Raw genomic sequence first — 13,674 nt, 5'->3', positions numbered from 1 at the left:
CGGTTTTTTTATTTTTAACCAATTAACCATCCCGATAGCTATCGGGACCAATTAACCAATTTATTTTATCAGGCTACAACTCCCAATACCTTCGCCATCACAGCGCCGATTTCAGCCGGAGATTCTGCCACGTGGATTCCGTTCTCAGCAAGGATACGCATTTTTGCAATTGCTGTGTCATCAGCACCACCGATGATCGCACCGGCGTGGCCCATTCTACGTCCAGCAGGTGCGGTCTGACCGGCGATAAATCCCACCACAGGCTTTTTGTTGCCGTTTGCCCTGATCCATCTTGCAGCATCAGCTTCGTAATTTCCACCGATCTCACCGATCATGACGATCGCATCGGTTTCGGGATCTTCCATCAAAAGTTGCACTGCATCTTTGGTGGATGTTCCGATGATCGGGTCTCCACCGATTCCGATGGCTGTGGATACACCTAGTCCTGCTTTGGCGATTTGATCCGCTGCTTCGTAGGTCAATGTTCCTGACTTGGACACTATTCCGATTCTTCCTTTTTTGAAAACAAAGCCTGGCATGATGCCCACTTTGGCTTCACCCGGAGTGATGACCCCTGGACAGTTAGGACCGATAAGGGTTGCGCCTCTTTCTTTGATATAAGGTTTTGCTTTCATCATGTCAGCGACAGGAATACCCTCCGTGATGGTGATGATCACCTTGATTCCTGCATCAGCAGCTTCCATGATGGCATCAGCAGCGAATGCCGGTGGAACAAAAATAATCGATGTATTGGCACCTGTTTTCTGTACAGCTTCTTCTACTGAGTTAAAAACCGGTTTTTCCAAGTGTCTGGTGCCGCCTTTGCCAGGTGTTACACCGCCAACCACATTGGTTCCGTATTCGATCATTTGCTGTGCGTGAAAAGAACCTTCCGAACCGGTAAAGCCCTGCACAATTATTTTGGAATCTTTATTGACTAAAACACTCATGCTGCGATTTTTATAGTTTGCACAAAAATAAAGGATTAAGCCCGTCCACAAAAAGAAAAGGGAAACAATATCCAATTAATTTACACTATCCGTATCTTTTTCTAATTTAGACGGCGTACGGTACCCCTATGCAAAAAGCGCTTTTTCTCATTTTCTTTGTCTTGATCGGAAATGTCGGTATTTCTCAGACCTTCCAGTTCAATAATCAGATCAAAGGAGTTGAACTTCCATCGGATATTATATTTGAGGTTACTCAGGATCAGCAAGGGTTGATGTGGTTCAATACTTCCCTTGGGGTTTTTTATTCCGACGGTTTTGGCACCTATCCTATTCCCGAGGAGATCCAAAGTCAGCTTGCCAAGGAAGTCAGGATATTCAGAGACGAGGAAGATAAAATTTGGGTAAGCAATTTGGTCAATGAACCAAAGGCTTTCTTTTATTTTGATGGGTCTTGGACTGAGTTTGACCTAAAGAATCTCCTTACCTCTACCCAAAACCACAACCATTTGCTGTTTTTACCCAAGAAAACGGCCATTGGCTGGCAATACCTTTTATTTTCAGACACCAAACTTTTTTCCAGAAATGAAAATGAAAAAAAATGGCATGCACAGGATTTTGACTTCAAAAGTTCAGGATTATACAAATCTGACTTATGGACAAAGGATGGGATACTGGTACTCTTTAGATACAGTTCTTATATATTTCAGGATGGAGGATTAAAGGAATATGCGTTTAAAGGTATTGATTTGCCTGCAAAGGTCCAGCACATTGCGTATGACGAGGTCAGTAAGGGCTATTATTTTCTTGGACTTGATTTTTTGGCCTTTGGTAAGAATTACCACTCACCCGAAAAAATTATAAGACAAAATTTTGAAAGAGAAATTTTTAGCGTTGTGGATTTCAGCCACCTGCAGGTATTTGAAGGTAGGGTATATTACAACTATAATTCACAGTTATATAAGTATGAACCCAAGCTGGATAAAAGTCTTGAAATCGATTCTTATGATGTCCTTAAAGCCTATTTTATTTACAGCTTTTTTGTGGATAGGGAAGGTATCAAATGGATTGCAACCAACCGTGGACTTACTAACATCAATTCCCTTAGATTTATCAATTACAGTTCCAAATCGCTTTTGGATGATGAGGTCACGGCTGTAATCAGGTTGGATTCTTCCAAATATTTGATAGGATTTAACAATGGCCTACAGGTTTGGTCAGAAAATTCTAATGTTGTAACCCTTTATGGATATGAGGGATTGGTTGGCCATCCAAAATTTAGGATCAGTAATTTTTCCAAAGACACATACGGCACCATATGGATTTCATCCAACCTTAAAGGAATAGGACGGTTTGATCCAAAAACCTCCCGGACAGATTTTGTCCCCAATCCTGAGGGAAGATTCGTGACCTCTGTCAGGGCAATCGGTGACAGTCTGTTCATTGCTGCAAGGGATAAACTCTATCTTTCTTCTATCAAAAATGAAAATGAAAAGCATTTTCAAAATGAAATCACAGATGTAGTTTTAAAAAATCTGGGTCAAACCCAGATTTTTGTCAGAAAGACAGGCAAACTCAAAGACGGCAGAATATTATTTATGCAAGGAGGGAGCCCGAATTTTTCAACTGGATTGGTAGAAAAAGACAACCTTATAGCTGCAGTTGGATTTGATTATATTGAGGAAGATGGTGGTTGTCTGATATTGGGATCAGAAAATGGACTTAAATATTATTGTGATGGAAAACTCGATTATTACCGCATTGAAAATGGAATAATTGATAGGCCTGTTTATGCGCTGTTAAAGGATACCAACGGTTTTTTGTGGGCCGGCACGGACAAGGGTGTCTACCGCATCAAAAATGGCAAATCTGACTATTACACCGAAATCAGCGGCCTTTCAGGCTTGGAGATAAATAGAGGGGCATTGATGGAAAGTGACAACGGCAGGATCTGGATTGGGTCGAGCAAGGGATTGTCAGTATTTATCCCTGAAGAAAATATCGATAGAGTGTATGCCCCACTCACCGGAATCCAATCTGTCAAAGTCCTCGGTGCCGACAGTATCCGAATTGATTTAATGCGGATTCCCAATGAAATCAATAACATTGAAATCACTTATAGGGCGGTGACTTTTATCCAACCCAATGATCTTGTGATCAAGTACAAGCTCGAAGGCTTCCACGAAGATTGGATAGAAATAGTCAATCCAAGAAGCAATGTATTGACTTTCAATAACCTGCCGCCTGGCAGTTATAGATTTTTGCTTCAGGCAGGGGTAGATGGTAATTTTATAGTCCCTGAAGTTTCTTCTGCCGAATTCAGGATTTTGAAGCCCGTCTACCTTCAGGCGTGGTTTGTAATCGTCTTGTTGTTTGTCTTTTTGCTTATAGGATTTCTTTTTAATACACTTCTTAATCTTTTGAGAAAAGAAGGTTTACTCAAAAAAACAATCGATGAAAAAATCAAACAGGTTTTCAATACTGAGGACCAGTTTAGAAATGTCTGGATCAGTTCCAAGGACGGATTGATGCTGTCGACAGATCAGGGGAAAATTATCGTTGCAAATCCTAGCCTTGCCAAATTGGTTTCTATTCCGGTCAAAGAACTGGAGAAAAGATATATATCAGACCTCTTTTCAGATCCGGAATTTTATAAAAGCCAAAAACCTATCATTCAGCAAGGCATTACAAACGAAGAAAGCCAAGGTAAAACTTTCGAATTGGGTATGCCATTGAAGGGTGGAACGAGGGAAATCGAACTTTATGTGGCAAAGTTGAAATCCGAACATGCAGGCAATCCCTTGATCTTAACAGTTTTTAGAGACATTACCGAGAAAAAGGCATTTGAAAAAGGCCTTCAGATAGCCAAAGAAAAAGCAGAAGAGGCCAATAAATTAAAGTCTAACTTTCTTTCTAATATCAGTCATGAAATCAGGACACCTCTCAATGGAATTTTGGGCAGTACTGAAAACATTATTCTTCAAAGGCAGAACGATCCCAATTTAATTTCCCAGCTTGAAATTATACAAGAATCCGGAGAGCGGTTATTATCTACGATCAACAGTATCCTTGACCTTTCAAAAATTGAAGCAAAAAAACTTGAAGTGTTCTACAAAGAATCCAATATCAATGATTTTTTGGCAACTATCATGCTTCCCCTTAAAGGTCTTGCTATTCGAAAGGGTCTTTTACTCTCGGCCAAATATGAAACCCAATCATTGAAGGGTTTGATTGACCAGAGGTATTTTGAGATGATTGTCAACAACCTGGTAGGAAATGCTATCAAATACTCTGAAAAGGGAATAATTTCGGTAAGATTAAGGGGGTTTGACGAAAAGATTGAACTGACCGTATCAGATCAAGGCATAGGAATGAGCGAAGATTTTCAGAGGATTGTGTTCAAGCCTTTTGAGCAGGAAAGTAGTGGAAATAGCAGGATTTATGAAGGAACAGGACTTGGACTAGCCATTACCAAAAACCTCGTTGATATCTTGGGGGGGACTATTCTTATCGAAAGTCAAAAAGATCAGGGTACAAAGGTAACTGTAATCCTTCCTTTAGGTAAAAAATGATTTTTGGAAATGATTTAAACTTGTAATTTGCAGCCATATTTAACAGCACACATGTTTCCACTTCGGATTTTAATTACAGAGGATGACCACGTCTCAGCGCTATTGCTCAAAAAAGCATTAGAAAAAAATAACCATGAGATCATCGGGATTTCTGATTCCGGTGAGAAGGCGCTGGAAATTCTCGAACACAATCAGGCCGACATTGTCATGATGGACATCAACCTCGCCGGAGAGTTGGATGGAATCAAGACCACAGAGATCATCAATGAAAAATATGATATCCCTGTAGTTTACCTCAGTGCGAGTTCGGATGCCGAAACCCTCACAAAAGTCGTCGGCACCAATCCGAGTGCTTATGTCATCAAGCCATTCAATATCAGGGAACTGAACATGGTGATTGAACTGGCGATTTTTAAGGACAGAAAAGAAAAAGAACTCCAAAAGCTTAACAATGAGCTTGAAGAGAAAGTAAGGCAACGTACCAAGGATCTTGCTGAAGCCAATAAGGAGTTGACAAGGGCTTTGGAAAAAGAAAGAGAAATAGGAGAGTTGAAGTCAAGGATTGTATTGAATGTTTCCCACGGATTCAAAACCCCGCTTACCTCAATCCTCAGTTCTGCACAATTGCTCCAGCAGTATGCGGAAAAAGACCATCCATTCAAGCCAAAAATCGTCAAGCATGCCACCAAAATCGAAAACTCAGTACGAAGCTTGAATAGTCTGCTTACCTCGGTTCTATTTTTTGGAAAAGCGGATGCAAATAAGATTGACTTTAGGCCAAAGAAAATGTTTGTCGCTGCACTTTTCAATGAAATACTTGACGTGGTCAAGGCAGGTTCTGAGCATGATGTCAAGATCAATGTAAAATTGGAAAATCTCCCGAAAACAATCGTTTCGGATTCAGACTTGTTATACCAGATCTTTGAAAACCTCCTTTCCAATGCAGTTAAATATTCAAAAGATGGTCAGGAAGTTGATTTTACCGTATGGTTGGATAGCGGCAACCTAAAAGCCAAAGTCAAAGACAAAGGTATAGGAATTCCTGAAAAAGAGCACGACCAGCTTTATGACAGATTTTTCAGAGCCAAAAATGTCGGGATTATTGAAGGTTCAGGTCTAGGATTGTCCATTGTCAAGAAGAGCATCGAAGTTCTTAATGGTGACATCACATTTGAAAGTGCACAGGGAAAAGGAACTACATTCCAAATCAGCATACCGATCCAAGAATAATGATTTTAAAAGCGAATAACATCGGGTTTTATTACGATCCAAAACAAAAATTTCAAATCCCGGACATCCACCTTGGTGCAGGAGATCAAATGTTGATCCTTGGCAAATCCGGCAGTGGTAAAACTACCATTCTAAACATCATCGCGGGATTATTAAAACCAAAATCGGGGAATGTAGAAATTAGCGGAACCGATATTTATTCTTTGAAAGGATCGCAATTGGATAAATTTAGGGGAAAAAACATTGGGATCATTTTTCAAAAGCCTCACATTCTTGCCCCGCTGACGGTGGAGGAAAACCTTCAGCTTGCCAATTTTTTTGTTAAGGAAAATACGCAATTGATTGAACCTCTTCTCAAGGAATTGGGGATTTGGGATAAAAGAAAAGCCCGAATCAGTACTTTGAGTGAGGGTGAGGCCCAAAGGGTTTCTATCGCCCGAGCATTGGTCAACAGGCCGAAGTTAATCCTTGCCGATGAACCAACAGCGAGTCTTGATGATGAGAATGCCGCAGCAGTGGTCCGACTTCTTCAGGTTCAGGCCAAAAAGTACAATGCCGCGCTGATCATCGTGACCCATGACCAGCGGGTCAAAGACCATATTTCCAACCAAATAATCATAGGAGGCCAATCATGAATATGATCAAATTGAGTTGGAAATACCTGATCGCCAAACCACTAAGTACTGGTTTGAATATCCTGTTATTGGCTTTGGGATTGGCGATCATTACGGTTTTGATTCTGATTCAGGATCAATTCGAAAACAAAATGACCAAAGATGCGGAAGGAATCGACCTTGTCGTCGGTGCCAAAGGAAGTCCGCTTCAGTTGATCCTTTCGAGTGTTTACCATATCGATTTTCCTACGGGAAACATTGATCTGAAAGATGCCATGGCTCTTTCCAAAAATAGATTGGTAAAGAATATTATTCCTCTTGGCCTAGGTGATAATTTTCAGGGGTATAGAATTGTCGGTACCAACCATGATTATTTAGACTTGTATACAGCAAAATTTTCTCAGGGAAGCGCTTGGGAAAAGCCTTTTGATGTCGTCTTGGGCTATGAAGTGGCACAAAAGATCGGATTAAAAACTGGTGATAATTTTATAGGTTCACATGGAATCGGGAGTAGCAGCCACGAGCATGATGCGCATCCTTACGTGATTACAGGGGTGTTAGCTCCTATGGGAAATGTCTTGGACAAATTGATCCTGACGAGCATTGAGTCAGTATGGTATACCCATGACGAGGAACATGACCATGCCACCCACGAGGCGCCTGTTGCTAAAAAAGGTTTTCCAATCACAGACCAAGATAGGGAAGTCACCTCACTCTTGATCCAATATCGGAATCCGATTGCAGCGGTACAGTTGCCAAGATTTATCAATAGTAAAAGTGCACTGCAGGCAGCTTCGCCTTCTTTTGAGATTTCAAGATTGTTTGAATTATTGGGAATTGGGGTGAAATTGATCCAAGGCTTAGCCATTGTGATCATCATCATTGCAGGCCTTGGGATCTTCATCGCCCTGTTCAATTCGCTGAAAGAAAGGAAATATGACCTTGCAGTGATGAGAACTTTAGGTGCTTCAAGCTGGCAGTTGTTTCTCCACATAGTTTTGGAAGGAGTGATTCTGACAATTCTCGGCGCGGTTGTTGGTATTGCGATCGGGCACCTTTTCTTAGTCATTCTCGTTATGCAAAACGATCAGGGAGCCATCAGTACACTGAGTGCCGCAGTTTTTCTGAAAGAGGAACTTTGGATTCTTGGTTATGCAGTGATTGTGGGGATTCTCGCCTCTCTTATTCCTGCTTGGAACGCTTATCAAACAGATATTGCCAAACAACTGACCAAAGCGTAGATTTACAATCAGTATACCGCCAAATAAAATTTAAATGGGAATAACCATGATATTGAAGAGAATTACAGTCTTAATGATGCTTACCATTGCCACAAGCTTTGCTTACGGGCAAAGTTCAACAGTTTGGAAAGACTTGGCTCAAGTGACCTACAAGATCGGTCAAGATGAATTTGGCGAGCTTTATATTCCTGTTTTTGGTCCAAGTATCAAAGGTATGGAAGGAAAAGTGGTAGAGGCTGATGGCTATATCATTCCGTTTGAAGGCATGTTTAAGCCCGAGCATATCATATTGTCTTCCCTTCCTTTAGCGGAGTGCTTCTTTTGCGGTTCGGGAGGACCTGAGACTGTTATGGAGGTCATGCTAAAATCTCCGATAAAATATACTTCCAAAAGGGTGAGGGTAAGAGGAAAGCTAACGCTCAACGACAAAGACCCTGAAAAATTAATGTATATACTTAAGGATGCTGAATTGCTTGCAAACTGAGGTAATTAGAATTTTATGATCAAAAAAAATGTCAGTGGATCTCACTGACATTTTTTTTTGATTTTTTTAGTATTGACTAAACCAAAATACTGTTCTTTTCCATTGCAGCAAAAGCTGACATCAGTTGAATTGTTCTAGATCCCGGGATTCCCGATCCGATTTTTTTATCATCTATCATTGTAACAGGAAGGATTTTTTTGGTGGTAGCTGTCATGAATAACTCATCTGCATCCAACACTTCTTCAAAACTTATTGGTCTTATTTCAATGCCTGGCTCAAGCTCCAATACTCTCATTCTCGTGATTCCATGTAGTATATTTTGGTCAGGGGTTGCGATCCTTCCGTCTTTTAACACAAAGATATTGGACCTAGAACTCTCTGAAATGAAGCCATTGTGATGATAAATAACATCTTCTGCACCTTCTTTTTTCCAATTGACACTGTGCCAGACCGGAAAGGCATAATTGGTGGTTTTGACATCAGCAATAGCACGCACATGGTCTGCAGACAATAGTTTCACACCATTTTCATATTTGTGTGGAGCAGGAAAATCAAGGTCCTCGCAGAATATAAAAAGAGAGCCATCTGTGGGTGAAAAATGGTTGTCCGAAATGCCACCTGAGAGAAGCATTCTGACTCCTCCTTGTTCCAAGTCATTTTTTTGAATCAAATCATGGATAATTTGTGCGAGTTCTTCTTTGGAGAAGTCAAGTTGCAGATGGGTTTTATCCGCTGACCGGACAAATCTGTCCAAATAATCCGACAAAAAAAGTGGCCTATAACCTGAAGTTCTAAAAAAATCAAAAATTCCATACCCCCTGATCAACCCAATATCCATTGGGTGGATTGAAGCTTTTTTTGATTCAATAATATGGTCATTGGAGAAGCAAAATTGTTTCATAAATTAAGGATTATGTCAAATTTCCGGTTGTGATTCCGTATATCCGGTATTTATTCAAAAATACAAATTCCTGTCGGATTAATACAGATAGCGATTTCAGTTTCCTTATTTTTGATTTAAATGTGCATTAAGACTGCGAAAAATGAAAGGAGAAATGTGATGAATAAATTTAGACAATGGAAAAAACATATTAAAAATCTAAAAAGGTATAAAAAAATGAAATAGATCATTATTAATTTCTTTTTATAGTTTAATTGTATTTTATTTGGCCAAAGTCCAAATTTTATGAGCCCAAACTATTTAAGATTTTTCGTTGTGGTTTTTTTCTTCATTTTTGCCTGTGCCCCAGATAAGAAAGAAACCAATGAATTACTGAAGCAGGAAGTGATTTCCATCCACGATGAGGTAATGCCCAAAATGGATGAACTGAAAAAACTTAAAAAGGATATACTCCAAAAAGTAGAAAACCTTGAGTCAGACTCTACCTCCAATTCACTTGAAATTGAAAAACTTAATAAAATTGCACTTGACTTAGACGCTGCCTTTGAGGGAATGTTTGTGTGGATGAGACAATTCAAATCAACTTATGATGAAATGACACCCGAAGAAGTTGAAGCTTATCTTCTTGAACAAAAACTTAAAGTGCAGGTAGTTAATGATCAGATCAAATCTTCCATTGAAGCTGCAAATCAAGAAATGGGTAATTAGGAGAAGATCAATTTTTTAAGTACCCTTCTACCATACCTGCATTGACCACCCCCTTTTCACTTCCCCAGATATTGTACAGATAGGTCATAATATGGGCAATTTCGATATTGGTAAGTCTGGAATTGGCAGGCATTTCCTGATTGTAAACAACACCGTTGACAGTGATTTCCCCTTTTTGACCGTACTTGATAATCTTTGCAGTTCGGGAGATGTCAGCTAAAAAATAATCAGATTGATTAATCGGCGGAATAAGCCTGCCCAAACCCATTCCATTGCTTTGATGGCAGTTGGCACAGTTTGCTTCATACAAAGTCTTTCCCTCTATCGCGTATTGGAGTACTTTTATATCCGAAATCCCTGCGAGTGTATTCTCGGGATTTGAAGATTTAGGATTGCATGAGAACAGGGAAATTATGGTTAGGATTAAAGCATTGAATAGATTTTTCATGGATTACTTCTGAACCAATTTTGGGATATCATTCATCAGCCGATTGACCTGATCTTCCTTGGTTCCGTCATATACTCCTCGGATATGCCCTTTTTGATCAACCAAAATAAATGCCCCTGAATGGAGATATCCTCCCGGTTCTGCCTGATCTGCCATGGCAGTTGTCATATAACTTGTCTGTCCTATTTCAAAGATTTTCTCTTGATTACCGGTGAGGAAATGCCATGTTTTGTCATCCTCTACCCCAATTTTTGAAGCAAAATCCTTTAACAATTCAGGCGTATCATGGGACGGGTCCAAGGTGTGGCTGAGGATGAGAAAATCCGGTTGGTCTTTGAATTTTTCATAAACCCGAAGCATTTGGGTTTTCATGATGGGACAAATCGTCGGGCAGCTTGTAAAGAAAAAGTCAGCAACATATACTTTCCCAGTCACCGAGTTTTTGTTGATTTCTTTTCCTTCCTGATTGGTGAATGAAAAATCGGCGATTTCGTGGTACACGGTATCCTGAACCTTTTTTCCATCCTTTTCAATTTCCTCGACATGTCTGTTGCCCAAGATTGGAAGTGAAAGATTTGAATTTTCCTGACTATTCTTTGGAGAGCAATTCCAAATCAATAATGCTAGAGCTGCAAGAAATAATTTATTAAGAAATGATGTATTCATTGTTTTGTTTTTAATTTTTGGAATTTTTTTCCCTGACTTTTTTATACCATTTGATTCCAAGCATCATGGTAATGCTCAAAACAAGTAATCCTCCGATTCCCCAAACGACACTGATGAGGCTTTTTAGCACGATGAGGAATACGATCGCAAATAGCAAAACTGTCGCCACTTCATTCCACATCCTTAATTGCGTGGAGGTCCATTTTGTTTTGCCATCTTGCAAATCTTTGTAAATCCTGTGACAAATGAAGTGGTAAATATAGAGCAACAAAACAAAAGCAAGTTTGGCATGCATAAATCCCAACTGCATATATCCCCATCGGTAATACAGAACCAAAATACCAAAGATCAATGTAAGGATTGCCGAAGGCCAGGTGATGATAAGCCAAAGGCGATTTGCCATCAAATTCAATTGAGGGACAAGAATCCGTCTTTCCTCTTCGGGTTTTTCCAATGCCTCTGTTTGGTAGATAAAAAGTCTGACGATATAAAACAGTCCTGCAAACCACGTAGTTACAAAAATGATATGTAATGCTTTGATGTATTCGAAAGCCATCTTGAAATTTTTCCTCTAAATTAAAGCTTAATATTCAAAAACCTCAAAATATGGCCTCCCGAAAGTTATTTTATGGATTATTGATTGCTGTTGTTGCCATCGTGGTGTGGATTGTGGCAGATAGTCTTTCACAGCCTGGTATCAGCGAACTGAAAGGCGAATATACAGAAGTAGCATTTTTTAGAAATGAAAACAATACAGGACCGATAGTCAGGATTTATTCCGTCTATGCTCCTGATTCACTTTGGGACGAAATGGAACAATATGGGAACTATATGCCCCATACCAAATATGGAAATACCAAAGTCTTTTTCTTCAATCAGGTAGCTAAAACTCCTAAAGAGATTGCTCCTGAATCGCCTTATTTTGACACGAACCTAGGGCAGGATTGCATTGCCATGTATGAAAAGACCGCTATGGGTCAGGTCAACTTTGTCAAATATCCTTTCAAATAAATCCCTTAACTTTAAATGTTCTACTTCAAATAAAACAACCTGTTTTGACTAAAAACCGACTTTCATCATCCGATTATATTCAGGGGATTCTACAGGGAGACAGGGTAATTCTCAGCCGTGCCATCACTTTGGTGGAAAGTGCCTTGCTTTCGGACCAATTGATCGCAGAAAAAGTAATGGAAGGGGTTTTGCCTTACTCCGGAAAATCCATAAGGATTGGAATAACAGGTGTTCCCGGTGTTGGGAAAAGTACTTTTATCGAAAGTTTCGGAAAAATGCTGGTAGAATCGGGCCACAACGTAGCAGTACTTGCAGTGGATCCTAGCAGTCAGCAATCCCATGGAAGTATCTTGGGGGACAAGACAAGAATGGAGAGTTTGGCTGTTGACAAAAGAGCATATATCCGTCCTTCCCCTGCGGGAAATACCCTCGGTGGCGTAAGCGCCCGCACACGGGAGGGAATGCTGCTTTGCGAAGCCGCAGGATTTGATGTGATATTGATAGAAACGGTTGGAGTAGGTCAATCCGAAATCACCGTCAAAGGAATGGTTGATTTTTTCTTGTTGCTGATGTTAGCAGGTGCAGGGGATGAACTGCAGGGAATCAAAAAGGGAATCATTGAAATTTGCGATGCCATGGTGATCAACAAAGCAGACGGAGCAAATCTTGAATCTGCCAAAATTGCCAAAAGGGAATATGCCAATGCCCTTCACCTTTTTCCTTCTAAAGAAAACAGTTGGAATCCACAGGTGAAAATCTGTTCTGCTTTGGAAAATTCCGGATTAAAGGAAATTTGGGAGATGGTCAAGGAGTATCAGGAAAGGATGATTATCAATGGTTATTGGGATCAAAATAGGTCCAACCAAAGGGTCAATTGGCTGCATGAACATGTCCGGTATCTTTTGGAAAAGAGTTTTTTTCAAAATGAAAAAATCAAAAATCAATTGGATCAAATTTTGCCTGAAATTACCTCAGGGAGGCTTTCCCCGATCGCAAAAGCGAGAGAATTGGTAGATTTATTTACAGGAAAAAGTAAAGGGGATAAATAAAATCTATCGCACAGGTGAAAAATGGAAGACCAGCTAATTTAATTTTTATTGCCCTGCTATTCTATTCCTGCCAATCCAGGACAGCGGAATCCAATGTTTTGGATTTTCAGCAAAAGACGTTTGAAAAAGTAGACTGTGCAGGGCAAGATTGCGCCAAAGTCAGTTTATCCTATCCGTTCTTTCCTGGACCATCCGAATCAGCCGATTTCCTCAACGCCCATATGGAGCAACAGTTGGTGATGTTTTTGAATATTGGTGAAAATCAGGAAATAGTTCCCTTGGATTCGGCGGTTACCACATTCCTTGATTCCTATGTTGCATTTAGAGAAGATTTTGATTCACCGCAGGAATGGGAAATCATGATAGATTCCAAGGTCACATTTCTTGGGGATAAATTGATCAGCATCGTCTTCGATTCCTATTCATTTACAGGAGGGGCACATCCTAATAGTTACCGCCTTTATCTGAACTTTGATCTGGGTAAAAATGCACCATTGAAGAACGAGGATTTGGTCTTGGATAAAAATGCCTTGCTGACATTGGCAGAGTCCAAATTCAGAGACTACCATGGGGTTCCCCAAAGTGTATCCTTGGCAGAAGATGGCTCGTTTTTTTTGGAGAATGACAAGGATTTTTTTCTGCCTGCAGCGATGGGATTTGAAGGTGAAGATTTTGTCCTGTTTTACAATCCTTACGAAATCGGCCCTTATGTAATGGGACCAACGGAATTGAGATTTACCAAACAAGAGATAAAGGGCTTGATTCTTATTCCTTGACTTTCAGAGGGGGAAAATCTATGTCCA

The 13,674-nt window shown here is 40.1% G+C and carries 14 protein-coding genes; 9 read left to right on the top strand and 5 right to left on the bottom strand.

The genetic code is table 11. The features are described from left to right. Nucleotides 1-68: 68 nt before the first annotated feature. On the bottom strand, nt 69-950 hold the full coding sequence (sucD, locus tag M3O96_RS10415; protein ID WP_249720425.1) for a succinate--CoA ligase subunit alpha: 882 nt from the start codon (nt 948-950) through the stop codon (nt 69-71). 128 nt (nt 951-1,078) lie between these two features. Between sucD and M3O96_RS10410 the strand changes: the two genes are divergently transcribed. The 5 genes from M3O96_RS10410 to M3O96_RS10390 are packed head-to-tail and all read left to right on the top strand — an operon-like array spanning nt 1,079 to nt 8,088. Next, nucleotides 1,079-4,519 carry a sensor histidine kinase gene (locus M3O96_RS10410; protein WP_249720423.1) on the top strand — a complete coding sequence of 1,147 codons (3,441 nt, stop codon included), beginning with the start codon at nt 1,079-1,081 and terminating at the stop codon, nt 4,517-4,519. A gap of 51 nt (nt 4,520-4,570) precedes the next feature. Then, nucleotides 4,571-5,749, top strand: coding sequence for a hybrid sensor histidine kinase/response regulator (locus M3O96_RS10405; RefSeq protein ID WP_249720573.1), 1,179 nt, complete (start codon nt 4,571-4,573; stop codon nt 5,747-5,749). Next, on the top strand, nt 5,749-6,384 hold the full coding sequence (locus M3O96_RS10400) for an ABC transporter ATP-binding protein (protein ID WP_249720421.1): 636 nt from the start codon (nt 5,749-5,751) through the stop codon (nt 6,382-6,384). Before M3O96_RS10405 ends, M3O96_RS10400 begins: the two co-directional genes overlap by 1 nt. Next, nucleotides 6,381-7,604, top strand: a complete 1,224-nt coding sequence (locus M3O96_RS10395; RefSeq protein ID WP_249720419.1) for an ABC transporter permease — start codon at nt 6,381-6,383, stop codon at nt 7,602-7,604. Before M3O96_RS10400 ends, M3O96_RS10395 begins: the two co-directional genes overlap by 4 nt. 46 nt (nt 7,605-7,650) lie before the next feature. Beyond that, nucleotides 7,651-8,088 (top strand): hypothetical protein, encoded by a 438-nt coding sequence (locus tag M3O96_RS10390; protein ID WP_249720417.1) that lies wholly within the window; start codon nt 7,651-7,653, stop codon nt 8,086-8,088. Between the two features lie 76 nt (nt 8,089-8,164). On the opposite strand, the gene M3O96_RS10385 is transcribed toward M3O96_RS10390, so the two are convergent. Then, the gene (locus M3O96_RS10385) at nt 8,165-8,989 is read right to left on the bottom strand and encodes an aminotransferase class IV (protein WP_249720415.1); all 825 of its coding nucleotides are present in this window, start codon (nt 8,987-8,989) and stop codon (nt 8,165-8,167) included. Between the two features lie 285 nt (nt 8,990-9,274). Between M3O96_RS10385 and M3O96_RS10380 the strand changes: the two genes are divergently transcribed. Next, the gene (locus M3O96_RS10380) at nt 9,275-9,697 is read left to right on the top strand and encodes a hypothetical protein (RefSeq protein ID WP_249720413.1); all 423 of its coding nucleotides are present in this window, start codon (nt 9,275-9,277) and stop codon (nt 9,695-9,697) included. Nucleotides 9,698-9,704: 7 nt separating this feature from the next. On the opposite strand, the gene M3O96_RS10375 is transcribed toward M3O96_RS10380, so the two are convergent. From M3O96_RS10375 to M3O96_RS10365, 3 genes are read right to left on the bottom strand one after another with little or no spacing between them, the layout of a single operon-like run. Then, entirely contained in the window at nt 9,705-10,145 is a 441-nt protein-coding gene (locus tag M3O96_RS10375; protein ID WP_249720412.1) for a c-type cytochrome, read from the bottom strand. A gap of 3 nt (nt 10,146-10,148) precedes the next feature. Further along, entirely contained in the window at nt 10,149-10,811 is a 663-nt protein-coding gene (locus M3O96_RS10370; RefSeq protein WP_249720411.1) for an SCO family protein, read from the bottom strand. 10 nt (nt 10,812-10,821) lie between these two features. Further along, nucleotides 10,822-11,367 carry a CopD family protein gene (locus M3O96_RS10365; RefSeq protein WP_249720409.1) on the bottom strand — a complete coding sequence of 182 codons (546 nt, stop codon included), beginning with the start codon at nt 11,365-11,367 and terminating at the stop codon, nt 10,822-10,824. 50 nt (nt 11,368-11,417) lie between these two features. Here M3O96_RS10365 and M3O96_RS10360 point away from each other — a divergent pair, with 50 nt between their 5' ends. Genes M3O96_RS10360 through M3O96_RS10350 form a run of 3 tightly spaced genes read left to right on the top strand, consistent with a single transcriptional unit; the run spans nt 11,418 to nt 13,647 of the window. Continuing rightward, nucleotides 11,418-11,822 (top strand): hypothetical protein, encoded by a 405-nt coding sequence (locus M3O96_RS10360; RefSeq protein WP_249720407.1) that lies wholly within the window; start codon nt 11,418-11,420, stop codon nt 11,820-11,822. A gap of 44 nt (nt 11,823-11,866) precedes the next feature. Further along, nucleotides 11,867-12,871, top strand: coding sequence for a methylmalonyl Co-A mutase-associated GTPase MeaB (meaB, locus tag M3O96_RS10355; RefSeq protein ID WP_249720405.1), 1,005 nt, complete (start codon nt 11,867-11,869; stop codon nt 12,869-12,871). 14 nt (nt 12,872-12,885) lie between these two features. Further along, nucleotides 12,886-13,647: a DUF3298 and DUF4163 domain-containing protein gene (locus tag M3O96_RS10350; RefSeq protein ID WP_249720403.1), complete on the top strand. Its 762-nt coding sequence runs from the start codon at nt 12,886-12,888 to the stop codon at nt 13,645-13,647. Nucleotides 13,648-13,674: the final 27 nt, after the last annotated feature.

It is taken from the genome of Aquiflexum sp. TKW24L, assembly GCF_023502205.1.
Taxonomy (GTDB): Bacteria; Bacteroidota; Bacteroidia; order Cytophagales; family Cyclobacteriaceae; genus Cognataquiflexum.
The sequence above is the reverse complement of the archived record's forward strand: the minus strand, read 5'-3'. Positions and strand labels throughout refer to the sequence as shown.

Bases quoted from the DNA above. Each gene is read 5' to 3' on its own strand.
- sucD (WP_249720425.1), bottom strand. From the start codon at position 950: ATGAGTGTTTTAGTCAATAAAGATTCCAAAATAATTGTGCAGGGCTTT.
- M3O96_RS10365 (WP_249720409.1), bottom strand. From the start codon at position 11,367: ATGGCTTTCGAATACATCAAAGCATTACATATCATTTTTGTAACTACG.
- M3O96_RS10395 (WP_249720419.1), top strand. From the start codon at position 6,381: ATGAATATGATCAAATTGAGTTGGAAATACCTGATCGCCAAACCACTA.
- M3O96_RS10360 (WP_249720407.1), top strand. From the start codon at position 11,418: ATGGCCTCCCGAAAGTTATTTTATGGATTATTGATTGCTGTTGTTGCC.
- M3O96_RS10385 (WP_249720415.1), bottom strand. From the start codon at position 8,989: ATGAAACAATTTTGCTTCTCCAATGACCATATTATTGAATCAAAAAAA.
- M3O96_RS10405 (WP_249720573.1), top strand. From the start codon at position 4,571: ATGTTTCCACTTCGGATTTTAATTACAGAGGATGACCACGTCTCAGCG.
- M3O96_RS10380 (WP_249720413.1), top strand. From the start codon at position 9,275: ATGAGCCCAAACTATTTAAGATTTTTCGTTGTGGTTTTTTTCTTCATT.
- M3O96_RS10370 (WP_249720411.1), bottom strand. From the start codon at position 10,811: ATGAATACATCATTTCTTAATAAATTATTTCTTGCAGCTCTAGCATTA.
- M3O96_RS10410 (WP_249720423.1), top strand. From the start codon at position 1,079: ATGCAAAAAGCGCTTTTTCTCATTTTCTTTGTCTTGATCGGAAATGTC.
- M3O96_RS10390 (WP_249720417.1), top strand. From the start codon at position 7,651: ATGATATTGAAGAGAATTACAGTCTTAATGATGCTTACCATTGCCACA.
- M3O96_RS10375 (WP_249720412.1), bottom strand. From the start codon at position 10,145: ATGAAAAATCTATTCAATGCTTTAATCCTAACCATAATTTCCCTGTTC.
- M3O96_RS10400 (WP_249720421.1), top strand. From the start codon at position 5,749: ATGATTTTAAAAGCGAATAACATCGGGTTTTATTACGATCCAAAACAA.